The 15,496-nt window shown below is 44.6% G+C and carries 19 protein-coding genes; 18 read left to right on the top strand and 1 reads right to left on the bottom strand.

The genetic code is table 11. The features are described 5' to 3' along the window. Positions 1-115 precede the first annotated feature (115 nt). The 17 genes from ICV39_RS07175 to mnmH all read left to right on the top strand — a co-directional run bounded on the left by ICV39_RS07175 (position 116) and on the right by mnmH (position 13,436). Positions 116-976, top strand: a complete 861-nt coding sequence (locus ICV39_RS07175) for an MBL fold metallo-hydrolase (protein ID WP_215389445.1) — start codon at positions 116-118, stop codon at positions 974-976. A 46-nt stretch (positions 977-1,022) separates the two neighbouring features. Further along, on the top strand, positions 1,023-2,375 hold the full coding sequence (gene soxC / locus ICV39_RS07180; RefSeq protein WP_215389446.1) for a sulfite dehydrogenase: 1,353 nt from the start codon (positions 1,023-1,025) through the stop codon (positions 2,373-2,375). After that, positions 2,359-3,444, top strand: a complete 1,086-nt coding sequence (locus ICV39_RS07185) for a c-type cytochrome (protein ID WP_215389447.1) — start codon at positions 2,359-2,361, stop codon at positions 3,442-3,444. The genes soxC and ICV39_RS07185 overlap by 17 nt, the downstream gene beginning before the upstream one ends. A gap of 81 nt (positions 3,445-3,525) precedes the next feature. Next, positions 3,526-3,978: a thiosulfate oxidation carrier protein SoxY gene (gene soxY / locus ICV39_RS07190; RefSeq protein WP_215389448.1), complete on the top strand. Its 453-nt coding sequence runs from the start codon at positions 3,526-3,528 to the stop codon at positions 3,976-3,978. A 51-nt stretch (positions 3,979-4,029) separates the two neighbouring features. Continuing rightward, on the top strand, positions 4,030-4,338 hold the full coding sequence (soxZ, locus tag ICV39_RS07195; RefSeq protein ID WP_215389449.1) for a thiosulfate oxidation carrier complex protein SoxZ: 309 nt from the start codon (positions 4,030-4,032) through the stop codon (positions 4,336-4,338). Between the two features lie 36 nt (positions 4,339-4,374). Next, positions 4,375-5,187: a sulfur oxidation c-type cytochrome SoxA gene (soxA, locus tag ICV39_RS07200; protein ID WP_215389450.1), complete on the top strand. Its 813-nt coding sequence runs from the start codon at positions 4,375-4,377 to the stop codon at positions 5,185-5,187. Positions 5,188-5,206: 19 nt separating this feature from the next. Further along, a complete protein-coding gene (gene soxX, locus ICV39_RS07205; protein WP_215389451.1) occupies positions 5,207-5,845 on the top strand; it encodes a sulfur oxidation c-type cytochrome SoxX in 639 nt (212 codons plus the stop codon). A gap of 44 nt (positions 5,846-5,889) precedes the next feature. Continuing rightward, positions 5,890-7,620, top strand: a complete 1,731-nt coding sequence (gene soxB / locus ICV39_RS07210; protein ID WP_215389452.1) for a thiosulfohydrolase SoxB — start codon at positions 5,890-5,892, stop codon at positions 7,618-7,620. 19 nt (positions 7,621-7,639) lie between these two features. Further along, positions 7,640-8,080 (top strand): DsrE family protein, encoded by a 441-nt coding sequence (locus tag ICV39_RS07215; RefSeq protein ID WP_215389453.1) that lies wholly within the window; start codon positions 7,640-7,642, stop codon positions 8,078-8,080. Between the two features lie 8 nt (positions 8,081-8,088). Beyond that, on the top strand, positions 8,089-9,057 hold the full coding sequence (locus tag ICV39_RS07220) for an MBL fold metallo-hydrolase (protein WP_215389454.1): 969 nt from the start codon (positions 8,089-8,091) through the stop codon (positions 9,055-9,057). Positions 9,058-9,123: 66 nt separating this feature from the next. Continuing rightward, entirely contained in the window at positions 9,124-9,441 is a 318-nt protein-coding gene (locus ICV39_RS07225; RefSeq protein WP_215389455.1) for a hypothetical protein, read from the top strand. A gap of 18 nt (positions 9,442-9,459) precedes the next feature. Further along, complete coding sequence (locus ICV39_RS07230) at positions 9,460-10,581, top strand: YeeE/YedE family protein (RefSeq protein ID WP_215389456.1); 1,122 nt, start codon at positions 9,460-9,462, stop codon at positions 10,579-10,581. 18 nt (positions 10,582-10,599) lie between these two features. Continuing rightward, positions 10,600-11,037: a YeeE/YedE family protein gene (locus ICV39_RS07235; RefSeq protein WP_215389457.1), complete on the top strand. Its 438-nt coding sequence runs from the start codon at positions 10,600-10,602 to the stop codon at positions 11,035-11,037. A 1-nt stretch (position 11,038) separates the two neighbouring features. Next, positions 11,039-11,479, top strand: a complete 441-nt coding sequence (locus ICV39_RS07240) for a YeeE/YedE family protein (RefSeq protein WP_215389458.1) — start codon at positions 11,039-11,041, stop codon at positions 11,477-11,479. 82 nt (positions 11,480-11,561) lie between these two features. Next, on the top strand, positions 11,562-11,906 hold the full coding sequence (locus ICV39_RS07245; RefSeq protein WP_215389459.1) for a TIGR01244 family sulfur transferase: 345 nt from the start codon (positions 11,562-11,564) through the stop codon (positions 11,904-11,906). 24 nt (positions 11,907-11,930) lie between these two features. Beyond that, positions 11,931-12,350, top strand: a complete 420-nt coding sequence (locus ICV39_RS07250; RefSeq protein WP_215389460.1) for a thioesterase family protein — start codon at positions 11,931-11,933, stop codon at positions 12,348-12,350. A gap of 9 nt (positions 12,351-12,359) precedes the next feature. Further along, a complete protein-coding gene (mnmH, locus tag ICV39_RS07255) occupies positions 12,360-13,436 on the top strand; it encodes a tRNA 2-selenouridine(34) synthase MnmH (protein ID WP_215389461.1) in 1,077 nt (358 codons plus the stop codon). On the opposite strand, the gene ICV39_RS07260 is transcribed toward mnmH, so the two are convergent. Further along, positions 13,429-14,607 (bottom strand): acyl-CoA dehydrogenase, encoded by a 1,179-nt coding sequence (locus tag ICV39_RS07260; RefSeq protein WP_215389462.1) that lies wholly within the window; start codon positions 14,605-14,607, stop codon positions 13,429-13,431. The genes mnmH and ICV39_RS07260 overlap by 8 nt on opposite strands. A gap of 102 nt (positions 14,608-14,709) precedes the next feature. On the opposite strand from ICV39_RS07260, the gene ICV39_RS07265 reads away from it, so the two are divergent. Then, complete coding sequence (locus ICV39_RS07265) at positions 14,710-15,420, top strand: queuosine precursor transporter (protein ID WP_215389463.1); 711 nt, start codon at positions 14,710-14,712, stop codon at positions 15,418-15,420. The last annotated feature ends 76 nt before the right edge of the window (positions 15,421-15,496 follow it).

Raw genomic sequence — 15,496 nt, forward strand, 5'->3', positions numbered from 1 at the left:
GTAGAATTATTCTTTATTATTTTTAATAATATGTATATAAGGGTTAGTTATTAGTTTTTTTTTAACAGAATCATTCAATAATTTCACCTAGAAATATTACCTAGAAGAGCGAGAGATGAACCCAATTGTAAAAGGCTTTTTTGATACAGATACCTGGACGGTTACTTATGTGGTTTATGGGAAACCGAATGCACCTTGCATCATTATTGATAGCGTTCTTGGCTATGACCCTAAATCAGGTCGCACTAATACCAAGATGGCTGACGAAGTTATCCGGTTTGTAAATGAGAATGCATTAAAGGTTGAGTGGATTTTAGAAACTCATGCGCATGCAGATCATGTCACTGCCGCCCCCTATTTGAAATCTAAACTTGGCGGGCAAACTGCTATCGGCGATCACATTTCCGTCGTTCAAGGTGTCTTTAAGGGTATCTTCAATCTGGAAAGTACATTTCCAACAGATGGTTCTCAGTTTGATCGACTATTCAAGGATGGTGACAAGATTGATTTTGGGGGCTTGAGCCTAAAGGCTATTTTCGTCCCAGGACATACACCTGCTTGCATGGCTTACCAGATCGGGGATGCGATTTTTGTTGGCGATACCATGTTTATGCCTGATGTAGGTACGGCGCGTTGTGACTTTCCTGGTGGCAATGCCAGCGTCTTGTATCAATCGATGAAAAAGATTTTAAGCAATCCGCCAGACACGCGATTGTTTATGTGTCATGACTATCCACCAAATAATCGACCTGTTCAGTTTGAAACTACTGTCGCTGAAGAGAGGAAGTCGAATATTCATATGCATGACGGAATTTCTGAAGAGCAATTTATTGAGATGCGCACAAAACGTGATGCAACTTTAGAAATGCCGGTACTGATCTTGCCTGCAATCCAGGTCAATATTCGTGCAGGAGAATTTCCTCCGAAAGAGGCCAATGGAATTTCCTATTTAAAGATTCCAGTGAATGCCGTTTAGTCATTCGGGTTGATGCAGGAAGTCTAATTGTGAGGATAACTATTTAATGGCTGATCAAAAACGCAGAGGACAAATTAACCAGGCTCCAGAGAACTTCATTTCTCAAGAGTTGATTGCTGACTTGAATCAGAACGGGATGGATGATGCCCGCCGAGGATTTTTACGCAATGGCTTTATGGCTGCACTTGGTGGAGCAATGGGCGTTAGCTCTGCTTCCAATGTATTTGCCTCTGAAGGCGACCCAGTGATCCTGGAAAAGCAAGAATGGCAAACCACGCTGGGCAAGAATGTGGCAACCATGCCGTATGGAATGCCATCTATTTATGAGGCCAATCTCATTCGTCGTGAATCGCCTGGATTAACGAGGGTATCTGCTGCTTCAGTGGCTTTTACCCCATTGCAGGGCTTATTCGGCATCATTACACCTAATGGCTTGCATTTTGAGCGCCAGCATCAAGGTTGGTACAACATTGATCCAGAGAAGCATCGTTTGATGATTAATGGCTTGGTTAAACACAATCGAGTATTCACCATGAATGACTTGATGCGATTACCTTCAGTATCACGGATTCACTTTATTGAGTGCGGTGCTAATACAGGCTTGGAATGGGGGAACGTTGCTGTACCTACAGTTCAGTACACCCATGGCATGCTTTCCTGCTGCGAATTTACCGGCGTTCCTTTGTCAGTCTTGCTAGAGGAGTGTGGCGCAGACCTGAAGAAGGGCAAGTATTTATTAGCCGAAGGTGGTGATGGTTCTGGCATGACGCGAACCATCAACTTGCCCGATGTGTTGAATGAGGCGATTGTTGCTTGGGGTATGAACGGAGAAATGTTGCGCCCTGAAAATGGCTTTCCATTAAGACTGGTGGTTCCCGGAGTGCAGGGCGTCAGTTGGGTGAAGTGGTTACGACGCCTAGAGGTGGGTGATATGCCTTATGCGACTAAAGATGAAGCTGTTCACTATAACGATTTGATGCCAGATGGAATGGCGCGTCAGTACACCTCAATTCAAGAATGCAAATCTGTAATTACGACGCCTTCTGGCGGGCAGCAATTGTTGGATAAAGGTTTTTATAACGTTAGCGGTTTGGCATGGTCAGGAAGAGGAAAAATCAAACGCGTTGATGTTTCTTTTGATGGCGGAAATAACTGGAAGACCGCACGCCTGGAAACTCCGGTATTAAGCAAAGCATTAACACGCTTCAATATAGATTGGGTATGGGATGGTGCGCCGGCGATTTTGCAATCACGCGCTATTGACGATACTGGATATGTTCAGCCAACCATCAAAATGTTGAGAGATGTTCGCGGTACCAGATCTATTTATCACAACAACGCGATTCAGTCGTGGAAAGTTGGCTCAAATGGGGAGGTCAGCAATGTTCAAGTTGGCTAAATTTGTAAACCTTACTTTCCTTTTGCTATCAAGCTGCTTGATAACCGATATAGCATTTGCACAAAATTCAGGATCCCGTTTTCCTGGCATCGGCAGAGACGCAACATCTGCAGAGGTTGCAGCATGGGATATTGATGTTCGCCCTGACTTCAAAGGTCTTCCAAAAGGGTCCGGCTCAGTAGATAAAGGGCAGCAATTGTGGGAATCTAAATGCTCTGTTTGCCATGGAACGTTTGGCGAGTCCAATGAGATTTTTACACCCATTATTGGCGGTACTACGGCTGATGACATTAAAACAGGTCGCGTAGCTTCACTGTCGGATCGCAAGCAACCTCAAAGAACGACCATCATGAAGGTAGCCACAGTATCTTCTTTGTGGGATTACATCTATCGCGCAATGCCATGGAATGCGCCTCGGTCATTAACGCCAGATGATACTTACGCATTAGTAGCTTATTTGTTGAGTATGGCAGAGGTAGTACCGGATGATTATGTGTTAAGCAATAGCAATATTGCTGAAGTGCAAAAACGGATGCCTAATCGCAATGGCATGACACTGAAGCATGGTTTATGGAGTGCGAAGGGTAGTCCAGATGTTCACGCTACAGCTTGTATGACGAATTGCGTGCAGTTTGTTCAAATCGGTTCTGAGTTACCAGACTATGCTCGCAATGCCCATGGCAATATCGCCGAACAAAATCGCCAGTACGGACCGTTCCGTGGGGCAGACTCCACGAAGCCACCTTTAGCCAAGTTGCCAGGTGCTGCTGGTGAAGGTTTAGCCCATGCGTCCGATACGCATGCCGCTAGCTCAAAAGGACCGGCTGCTTTATTTAAGAGCGAGAACTGTGCGGCCTGTCATGCTCAAAATGCCAAGCTCGTAGGTCCATCCATTAATGATATTGCTGCGAAATATCAAGGGCAGAGCGGCGCTTTAGATAAGTTGATGGATAAAGTAAAAAATGGCGGTTCAGGTGTTTGGGGATCGATACCAATGCCGCCACAAGCGCAATTGTCTGATGAGGATCGCAAAGCGCTGGTCACTTGGGTGCTTTCAGGGGGAAAATAAAAGCTGTTTAAGTACTAACCAGCATGTATTTTTCAAAAGTAGATAATATATTCAGGGCAAAAAATTAATAAAGGAGTATTTATGAATCAACAGCGACGCAGTGTATTGAAGTATTCAGCCGTCTTTGGATTAATGGCCTCAGCAGGCCTTATTAGTGTGGCGCAAGCGCAAGAGTGGAATAAAGCCGCTTTTGAAGGCAAGGGTCTAGATGACGTATTCAAAATATTGGGTGCCGGTAGTCCAGATAAATCAAGTGCAGTTACTTTAAGTGCTCCCGATATTGCTGAAAATGGCGCGGTTGTGCCAGTGGGCATCACTACAACATTAAAAGCAGAGCAAATGGCTATCCTCGTAGAAAAGAATCCTAGTGCATTAGCTGCACAGTTCTTTATTCCTTCTGGAACTGAGTCATTTGTAACAACACGTATCAAGATGGGTCAAACCTCAAATGTTTACGCTTTGGTAAAAGCAGATGGCAAATGGAGTATGGCCGTTAAAGAAGTGAAAGTTACTTTAGGTGGTTGCGGCGGCTAATACCGAGCAGTCAAGATCAATAACTACTAATTACGAATACAAGAGGAATATATGTCTGATCCAATGCGCGTTAGAGCAGCCGAAAGTGGCGGTATTGTGGATGTAAAAATTTTGATGAAGCACGACATGGAATCTGGTCAGCGTAAAGATGCTTCTGGCAGGGTTATTCCAGCGTGGCACATCACGACGATCAATGTGAAAGCCAATGGCAAAGATGTATTGAATGGTCAGTTTGGTCCAGCTGTTTCAAAGGATCCATTCTTGAACTTTAAATACAAGGGCGCTAAAGGCGACAAGATTGTTGTTAGCTGGGTTGATAACAAAGGTGACAAGCGTACCGATGAGGCAACTGCTTCTTAAGTGCTCTTATTCATTATGGCTTTGAAAGGGAATCAAATGCAGCGTAAATTCACCTTAGGCTTGTCCTCGGGAATATTGGTGGCAAGTTTGTCGATTTCATCGATTGTGTTCGCCCAAACGGCGACAGATGAGATAGCAAAATATCGTGAAATGATTGCGGATGGAAACCCTTCAGAGCTGTATGAAGCTGCAGGCGAGGATTTATGGAAAAAGCCTGCTGGACCAAAAAACGCAACTCTAGAGAAATGTGATTTAGGTTTGGGCCCCGGTGTTGTAAAGGGTGCGGCTGCACAATTGCCGCGTTACTTCAAAGATACCAATAGAGTCCAGGATCTTGAATCTCGCTTGATGACCTGTATGCAAACCTTGCAAGGTCGCAATCCAAAAGAAATGGTGGATGCACCATTTCAGGTTGGACCTAAGAAAGATATGGAAGCGATTGTTGCTTATGTGGTTACCGCATCTAAAGGCGACAAGATTAAAGTCAGTGCCAATCATCCAAAAGAAAAAGAAATGTATGAGCTTGGTAAGCGTGCATTTTATTTCCAGGGTGGTCCAATGGATTTCTCCTGTGCATCTTGCCATGGCGAAGATGGAAAGCGTATTCGTTTGCAGGACCTGCCGAATTTGACCACCCAAAAAGGCGCAGCCTTGGGTTGGGGTTATTGGCCTGCATATCGTGTATCTAGTGGCCAGTTTTGGACGATGCAGCAACGTTTGAATGATTGCTATCGCCAGCAGCGCTTCCCATTCCCTATTTACGGATCTGATCTGACTGTAGCCTTGTCAATGTATATGGCAAAGAATGCAAATGGCGGTACAGTTGAAACCCCTGGTTTAAAGCGTTAACGGATAAGAGACAGAGAATATGCATATGAAAAACATCAAATCCCTCTTAGTCCTTAGCGCCATTGCTATTTCAGCAATTGGTTTTCAAGGTTCTGTTCTTGCCCAGCAGGCTAATGATCCGAAATTTAACAAAATGATGAAGGATGGTTTCCGGGCAGAAGGTATTGCCGGCCTAGATCGCATCGATCAAGATGAAACCCAAAAATTCTGCTCTGATCCTGTCTTTGTGAATAGCGATAAGGGTCAAGCAATGCGTGAAAAGATCCAGAAAATCAATATGGATAGCATCAAGCAACCCTCAGATGGTAAGTACATGGGGGATTGGAAGAAGGGTGAGGCGATTGCACAAAGCGGTCGTGGTGCCACTTGGACGGATAAAGCAGATACTCCGATTGGTGGTGGTTGTTATAACTGCCATCAAATTGATAAGAAAGAAATTTCTTATGGCACTATCGGGCCATCCCTTTGGAACTACGGTAAGTTGCGTGGAAATTCACAAGAGTTGGTGGTCTACACCTGGAACCGTATCAATAACTCCAAGGCGTATAACGCTTGTAGCAATATGCCACGCTTTGCACACTTTAAGTTGCTGAATGAGCAGCAGATTCAGGACTTAATGGCTCTGTTGCTGGATCCCGCCTCACCAGTAAATCAATAAAACAAAAGCAGGCCGTAAGGCCTGTTTTTTATCAGGGGAAATATATGTCTTTAAGTCGTCGCGATTTCTTGCAGGCTTTAGCTTTTGCTTCAGCGGGTGGAATGAGTTTGCAATCGAATTTTGCGGGTGCGCAAGTAGCGGCTCAAAAATTTTATGATGTTCCAAAGTTCGGTAATGTTCATCTATTGCACTTTACGGATTGTCACGCACAATTATTACCAATCTATTTTCGTGAGCCCAATGTCAATCTAGGCATTGGTGCGCAAGAAGGCAAAACACCGCATTTGGTTGGAGAGTATTTTCTAAAGGCAAATGGTATCGCTCCAGGTACGCGTGATGCCCATGCCTTTACCTATTTGGACTTTGTTGCGGCAGCTCAAAACTACGGAAAGATGGGCGGCTTTGCACATATGGCAACGCTCATCAAGCAATTAAAAGCAGGACGTCCTGGCGCACAACTATTAGATGGCGGTGATACCTGGCAGGGATCAGGTACAGCACTATGGACCAATGGCCAAGATATGGTGGATGCAGCGCTTGCGCTAGGCGTGGATGTGATGACGCCCCACTGGGAAATGACGCTAGGTGAGAAGCGTGTGATGGAAATTGTGAATGGCGATTTCAAAGGAAAAGTGTCATTCATTGCGCAAAACATTAAAACATCCGATTTTGGCGATATGGTATTCAACCCATATGTCATGAAGAATATGAATGGCGTTCAAGTTGCTATCATTGGCCAAGCATTTCCCTATACGCCAATAGCCAACCCAAGATATTTCACACCAGACTGGACTTTTGGAATTCAAGAGGAAAATCTTCAAAAGACGATTGATGAGGTGAAATCAAAAGGCGCGAAAGTAGTGGTATTACTCTCGCATAATGGTATGGATGTGGACTTAAAAATGGCGTCACGTGTTAGTGGATTGCATGCCATTTTAGGTGGCCATACGCATGATGGAGTGCCTGTTCCAGTGCAGGTCAAGAATCGCGGTGGAATGACACTCGTTACTAATGCTGGTTCAAATGGAAAATTTTTGGGCGTGCTCGATTTTGATGTTAAGGGCGGTAAGCCAGTTGATTTCCGATACAAGCTTTTACCAATCTTCTCAAATATGATTCCGGCTGATCCAACGATGTCTAAATTGATCACCAAGGTAAGGGCGCCGTTTGAGGCTAAGTTGGGAGAAAAATTGGCTACCACCGATGGACTCTTGTATCGTCGTGGCAACTTCAACGGTAGCTTTGATCAATTAATCTTAGATGGATTAATGGCGCAGAAAAATGCGGAGATCGCATTCTCTCCTGGTTTCCGCTGGGGAACAAGTTTGTTGCCTGGACAGGCGATTACGCGTGAGAACCTCATGGATCAAACGGCAATTACTTATCCATACACTACGGTCACCAATATGACTGGCGAGACGATTAAGACCATCTTGGAAGACGTGGCGGATAACTTATTTAACCCAGACCCGTATTATCAGCAGGGCGGTGACATGGTTCGCGTTGGGGGCATGCAATACACAATTGATCCAGCGCAGACTGCCGGTAATCGCATATCGGAGATGCGCCTTAATGGCAAGTTAATTGAAGCTGGAAAAACTTATAAAGTTGCGGGTTGGGCGCCAGTTAGTGAAGACGCCAAAAATGTAGGCGGCGAAGCAATTTGGGACGTGATCGAGCGCCACTTGAAAGAGGTGAAGACGGTCAAGGCTGTTAAGCTCAATGAGCCCGTAATCAAAGGTGTTGCCAATAATCCTGGTATGGCTCCTATCTAATTCAATACTAGAGGTAAATATGATCAAAAGAGTTATTCAATTCGCCGTTTGTCTAGTCATTTCATTTGGTTTCATTGCAAGTGTATCTGCCCAAGGCTCATCGGGCACAAAGGTTGTTTACCATATTGATGATGCTGAATCACAAGGTATTAAAGGTTTGCGCAATATCCGAAACCATTTAGATACCGCTCCAAATACCACCATTATTGTTGTGACACATGCGAATGGTGTTGATATGTTGATGGAGGGTGCAAAAGACAAGAAGAACAATATTGAATATGCTCCTTTGGTTTCTGCTCTCAAGTCGCGCGGAGTCAAATTTGAAGTGTGTGAAATTACTTTAAAGAACCGCAATCTAAAAAAAGATCAATTCGTATTGGATGCAGATTTCACGCCTTCAGGTGTTGTTCGGGTTGCGGATCTTCAATATAAAGATGGTTTTGCTTACATCAAGCCTTAAGTTTTGAAATGAAAGTTTGCATTCGTCGTATTCAGCACTGCCTTGGGACTCTGATCGGGTCCTTTGTTTTTTGTGGTTTAACGATTGCTCATAATGCGGTAGTGGCAGATGAGGTGTTGGTTAAGCCTATTCAAGTGGCACCGCATACGTACTTTATTCAAGGTCGACCAGAAATGGGCAGTAGTGCCAACCAAAACTTCATCTCAAATGCAGGGTTTGTTGTTACCCCTGGTGGGGTGGTTGTAATGGATGCGCTTGGCTCGCCGGTGCTTGCTAAAAAGCTAATAGCTGAAATCAGAAAAGTTAGCAATCAGAAAATTGTGGCGGTAATTGTGAGTCACTATCATGCCGACCATATCTATGGTTTGCAAGAATTCAAAAAGATTGGCGCAACAATTTATGCGCAAGGTGAAGGAAGAAATTATCTTTCATCGGAAACTGCCAAGCAGCGTTTGATCGCTTCAAGAGTGGATTTTGCGCCATGGGTCAACGAGAAGACGAGCCTAGTTCCTGCAGATGTTTGGATTGATAAAGCATTTACCCTCAAGGTTGGTGGAGTGGATTTCTTAATTACTAGGGTGGGTCCTGCACATGCACCAGAAGACTTAATGGTTTACGTGCCTTCAGAAAAAGTACTTTTTGCAGGAGATCTAGTCTTCCGCGGTCGCATTCCATTTGTGGGAAATGCAGATAGCAAAGGTTGGTTGCTGGCCTTAGATGAAATTGAGAGACTCAATCCCGATACGGTGATTCCAGGTCACGGCGCTTACTCTACTAAGCCGCTTGAAGATATTGCGTTCACACGCGGTTACTTGAAATATTTGCGGGAATCAATGAGTACCGCTGCACTTAATTTGGATCCATTCGAGGGGGCCTATCAGTCGACAGACTGGTCTGAATATGAAGGAATGCCATTATTTAAGGCTGCCAACCGAATGAATGCTTATAACGTCTACTTATCAATTCAGGCCGAGTAGGGCTTGAGGGCGAAATTGGCAAGATGGCTCTAAAATAGCCTTTTGCCAGCGTATTGCCAATTTGTAATGAAATTTACCGTATTTTCTCGCCAGTTTTTTGCTTGCGCCATGATTGGTTTGAGCACTAGTACTATGGCGAATATAAATGTTGAGAATGGCAAGCAACTTGACCAGAACAAGTGCTACGCTTGCCACGCCAAGAAAACCAGTTTTGGAAATGGGGACATGATTTATACCCGATCTGATAGCAAGGTGAACTCACTTGCGAAATTAAAAACGATGGTGGAGCGCTGTAATACTGAGTTACGTCTTGATTTATTTCCTGAAGACGAAGCAGATGTTGCTGCTTATTTAAATAAGCAATTCTATAAATTTAAACAATAATTTTTTAATAAGTTTTCTATGGAAGCTGTAGATATACCCCTTTTAAGTAAAACGGTGCTTTGGGCAACGTTTGCGATTACGTTTGCTCTAGGCATGGTGATGCAAAAAACAGGATTTTGCAGCATGGGCGCTGTATCAGATGTTTTTATCACCTCCAACTGGAATCGTTTTAGACAATGGTTCTTAGCGATCGGCACTGCGATTCTTGGATTCACTTTTTTGGCACATCTCGGATTGATTGATTCACTGAAATCGATCTATACAGGTAATAAATTTCTGTGGCTTTCGACTCTTTTAGGAAGCATTTTGTTCGGTTTTGGAATGGTTTTGGCTTCTGGATGCGGCAGCAAAACATTAATACGTATTGGCGGGGGCAACCTAAAGTCAGTAGTGGTCTTTATGGTTTTGGGCTTAACGGCTTACATGACATTGCGTGGATTTTTGGGAGTCATTCGTACAAATACTGTAGATCTCGTATTTGTAAGCTTTGCAACCCCGCAAGACTTGCCAAGTCTACTTGCTGGTCCTTTCGAGGTTGAGAGGGCGAACTTGCATTTAGTTCTTGGACTCATTATTGGTTGTGCATTTATTGTGTTTGCATTGGCTGATAGAGCATTTCGTAATTTTGAAAACCTCTTTGCAGGTGTCTCAGTCGGCTTAGCTATCACTGCTGTATGGTGGGTTTCTGGTGCTTTGGGTTATGTAGCGGAGGACCCTAATACGCTTGAGGAAGTATTTTTAGTAACCAATTCTGGTCGTATGGAGAGTCTATCTTTTGTAGCTCCATATGCCTATTCGTTGGATTGGCTGATGATGTACAGCGATACTTCGAAAGTGCTGACCGTTGGCATAGTGGCTGTTGTAGGTATGATTTTGGGCTCTGCTGTAGTTGCCATTTCTAGCAAGACCTTTCGTTGGGAAACCTTCAGAAATGCAGAAGATACCGCTAATCATTTGGTGGGTGCGGCACTAATGGGATTTGGTGGCATCACAGCTTTGGGTTGCACGGTAGGTCAGGGCTTGAGTGGTATATCAACCTTGGCTTTGAGTTCTTTATTAGCATTACCTGGCTTTATTTTTGGTGGCTATCTCGGTGTTCGTTATCTTCAATTGCGATTAGCACCTTATCCCTGCGCATAATTCTTCATAGGCATTTACATGCAAATCAATTGGCTCTCCTTTACACCCATTCCATCCTTATTTGGCGGGGTGTTATTGGGAATTGCGGCAGCTCTATATGTCTTGCTTCATGGCAGGATTCTAGGTATAAGTGGAATTGTTTCAGGTCTCTTGCATCCGAAGCCAAATGATATTGTGTGGCGATTGGCCTTAGTGCTTGGTTTATTGTCAGCGCCACTTTGGGCTGCCTTGCTTTTTGGCATCCGCCCGATTGTAGAAATTGATACAGACTGGTATGTAATTTTGTTGGCTGGATTGCTAGTGGGATTTGGCGCGCAATATGGATCTGGTTGCACTAGCGGGCATGGAATCTGTGGATTATCTAGGTTATCTACTCGCTCATTGGTGGCGACACTCACCTTTATGGGCGCTGGATTTGTCACTGTATTCATTATTCGCCATATGATCGGGGCTTGATATGAAAAAGCATTTCAGCCTTTTTAGTCAGTACGCAATTGGCGTCCTTTTTGGACTCGGCTTAATCATTTCAGGAATGAGTAATCCAAAAAAAGTCTTGGGCTTTTTGGATCTTGCTGGCGCGTGGGACCCATCTTTGATTTTCGTAATGTTAGGGGCAATTCTGGTTGGTCTAGCAGGTTTCTATGTCGTAAAAAAGCGTAGTGAAGCATTTTTTGGTGGAGCTCTACATATTCCAACAAGGCGAGATATATCAAAAGCTTTGATAATTGGTAGCTTTATTTTCGGTGTTGGCTGGGGGATTGCTGGCATTTGCCCTGGCCCAGCACTAGTCGCTTTGGGTGCTGGATACTTAAAGGCTTTGGTGTTTGTTGTTGCGATGCTGGCTGGTATGCGAGTTTGCGAACGATTCTTTACCGCCCATAGACAAGCGCCAAAATAATTAACAGATCAATCATTATTGAAATATTGTTGTTCACTATTTAATGAATTTTTTTAAAAACTTATTTAAAGCAGAGGATGTCATGAGTCTTCCAATCGCATGCCACAACGACCAGTTTGGCACTTTAGGTCAAATCGAGCCAACCCATTTGGCGGAAATTGCAAAGCAGGGCTATAAGAGCGTCATTAATAATCGCCCAGACGGAGAAGGCGGTCCTGATCAACCTAAAAATGCCGATATTCAAGCTGAGGCAGAAAAGTTGGGCTTGAACTACGTATATCTCCCGGTTGTTTCTGGTGCTATTACGCCAGAACAGGTAATTGAGATGGCGCGTTTGCTAAAAACCTTGCCTGGCCCTGTGTTGGCATTTTGTCGTTCTGGAGCTCGCTCAACAAATCTGTATCAACTTGCTTTGCAAGTTAAGTAAACGATCTATTAAGTCGACATACCAATGCGTATCGTCATTCCCGAAGATCGTAAATTAGTCCATGAAATGGTCGCGCCAATTCGGTGGGGCGACATGGATGCGTATGGTCATGTCAATAACACGATCTACTTTCGCTATATGGAGCAAGCCCGAGTAGAGTGGATTACTTCTTTGGGATATCAAGTTGCACCAGGCCAAGAATCGATGTTGATGATGAATGGCTTTTGTAATTTCTATAAACAGCTTTCATATCCTGGCGACTTAATTCTGAAAACTTCGATCGGTGCGATAGGTCGTACTAGTATGGACGTCTACACGAGTATGGCTTTAACTACCGCGCCTGATGAAGAAGTTGCCATAGGTGGTGCAACCATGGTCTGGGTCGATCTCACTACTAATAAATCAGCAGCTTGGCCTGATCATATTTTGCAAAAGATTGGCTAAATAGGCGGTATGCAGCCAAGCAATCCTCAGATCTTAAGGCGAGATCAATTCATTGCAGAGTTAGATTCTTTCGATTGCATTATTGATGTGCGATCACCTGCGGAATTTGCTTTGGATCACATTCCTGGCGCAGTGAACTACCCAGTTCTTGATAATGAAGAGCGGGCGCAGATCGGCACTTTATATAAACAAGATTCTCCTTTTGCCGCCAAGAAGTTGGGTGCTGCTTTAGTCTCTCGCAATATTGCCAATCATCTAGAGAAACATTTCCAAGAGTTTCCGCGTACATGGCGGCCTTTGGTTTATTGCTGGCGTGGCGGAGAGCGCAGTGGTGCCTTTACCCACATCTTGAATCGTATTGGTTGGAAAGCCATGCAGTTAGAAGGTGGCTACCAAGGCTTTCGTCGGACGGTGATAGATGGCTTGGAAGAGGCTGCTAAGCAATTTTCATTCCAGGTAATTTGCGGTATGACCGGCAGTGGCAAGACTCGAGTACTACAAGAGTCATGTAACTATGGTGCTCAGATACTGGATCTGGAGGCGTTGGCGATTCATCGGGGTTCTGTATTGGGTAACGAGCCTAATATTGAACAGCCATCCCAAAAAGGGTTTGAGACAGCTTTGTGGAATGCTCTGCGAGCTCTTGACCCCTCAAGGCCTGTGCTTGTTGAGTCTGAAAGCAAGAAGGTGGGCGGGCTTCATATTCCAGATGCCTTAATGGAAAAGATCCGCAGCGGTGCATGTATTGAGTTGAGGTCAAGCCCGCAAACGCGTGTCTCTTGGCTAATACGTGAGTACCATCATTTTTTGACTGATACGAATAACTTTAAAGCCAAGTTAGCATTATTAACAGGTCACTATGGAAAAGTGCAGATTGCCAAATGGAATGAAGCGATTGATGCTGGGGAATTCCCAAGTTTAGTGGAAGAGTTGTTAATTAAACACTACGATCCATCGTACCAATCTTCTATTGTGCGCAACTTTCCCCAATACAGCATCGATCACTTTGTGCAACTAGAAGACGATAGTGACGAGGCCTTTGCAAAAGCAGCTAAGGCCATCGTCGATAAGCTAAAACTTAGCTAAAGGCCTGAATACCCGTTTGTGCACGACCTAGGATGAGAGCGTGAATATCGTGTGTACCCTCATAGGTGTTGACGACTTCTAGGTTCATCATATGACGTACTACACCATATTCATCAGAGATACCGTTACCGCCATGCATATCACGCGCCATGCGTGCGATATCCAGTGATTTGCCGCAAGAATTACGCTTCATGATGGAGGTAATCTCGGGGGCTGCAATGCCTTCATCTTTCATCCGACCTAAGCGCAAGCATCCTTGTAGCGCTAATGCAATCTCTGTTTGCATATCAGCCAACTTCTTCTGAATCAGCTGATTGGAAGCTAAAGGCTTGCCAAACTGCTTGCGATCCATGGTGTACTGACGCGCTGCATGCCAGCACCATTCGGCGGCACCTAATGCTCCCCAAGAGATGCCATAGCGTGCTGAGTTAAGGCAGGTGAATGGGCCCTTCAGGCCAGTAATTTCGGGGAACTCATTTTCAGCAGGAACAAAGACTTCATCCATTACGATTTCACCGGTAATGGATGCGCGCAGACCCATCTTGCCGCTAATCTTCGGTGCGCTTAGGCCTTTCATGCCTTTTTCTAAGATGTAGCCACGAATGACGCCTTCATCATTTTTGGCCCAGACCACAAATACATCCGCAATTGGAGCATTGGAGATCCACATTTTTGAGCCAGTCAGCGAGAAGCCACCGGGAACTTTTTTCGCTCTCGTGATCATGCCGCCAGCATCAGAACCATAGTTCGGTTCAGTCAGGCCAAAACAGCCAATCCATTCACCGCTTGCTAGCTTAGGAAGATATTTTTGTTTTTGTGCTTCGCTACCAAATTCATTAATGGGGACCATGACCAATGAAGACTGAACACTCATCATGGAGCGATAGCCGGAATCAACCCGTTCAATTTCACGGGCAATTAAGCCGTAAGAGACATAGTTGAGATTGGCTCCGCCGTATTGTTCTGGAATGGTGATGCCTAGCAGTCCTAGTTCACCCATTTCACGGAAGATGGCGGGGTCCGTTGTTTCGTTACGATATGCCTCCAAAATACGGGGCATTAAACGACCTTGCGCATATTCGGCTGCAGCATCGCGAACCATGCGCTCGTCTTCGCTCAATTGCGTGTCTAGTAGAAGGGGGTCTTCCCAATTAAAGCTCGCTTTACTCATCGTCTTTAGTCATCCTAGTAATTGCCGGTATTTATTTATCCGGCCCTCAGCGAGGTTCACTGAAAGCGGATATTCTTTCTCTATTATCCATTTTTTAGAGCCATGGACACACTCAGACGACACCACCGCTACTACGACTTGATTCTGGCTGCTTTTGTGGTTGTTCTACTGTGCTCTAACTTTATTGGGGCTGGTAAAGCCGCAGTAGTGACCTTGCCATATTTTGGTGAATTACCTTTTGGTGGGGGCATCCTATTTTTCCCCATCTCTTATTTCTTCGGCGATATTTTGACCGAGGTGTATGGGTATGCTTACGATCGAAGAGCGGTTTGGGCTGGATTTGCAGCGCTACTATTTGCTGCAATCATGGCGCAGATTGTGATTGCCTTGCCTGTTGCGCCCGGTGAATACATGTCAAATTATCAACACGGCTTAGAAACTGTTTTTGGGAATTCTTGGCGTATCGCATTGGCTTCGATGTTTTCATTCTGGTGCGGGAGTTTTGCGAATAGCTTTGTGTTAGCCAAAATGAAAATTTGGACCCAAGGCCGCTATCTTTGGATGCGCACTATCGGCTCTACCGCGGTTGGCGAGTTAGTTGATTCGTCATTCTTCTATATGCTGGCTTTCTACGGGATTTGGCCAACTCATGAAGTCATTGCTGTGGCTTTTGCTCAATACGCTCTAAAAACAGGCTGGGAAGTATTGGCTACACCTTTAACCTATTGGGTAGTGAATTTCCTTAAACGCAAGGAAAACGAGGATTATTACGATATTCACACCAATTTCACACCATTTCGGGTCAAAGTCTAGATGTGCGGCGCACTTAGCCTTTTGAGGCTTTAAACCGTTAAAATAATGGTTTTTGCCTCAAATGAGGCCGCATTAT

Source organism: Polynucleobacter sp. MWH-UH25E (assembly GCF_018687095.1).
Taxonomy (GTDB): Bacteria; Pseudomonadota; Gammaproteobacteria; order Burkholderiales; family Burkholderiaceae; genus Polynucleobacter.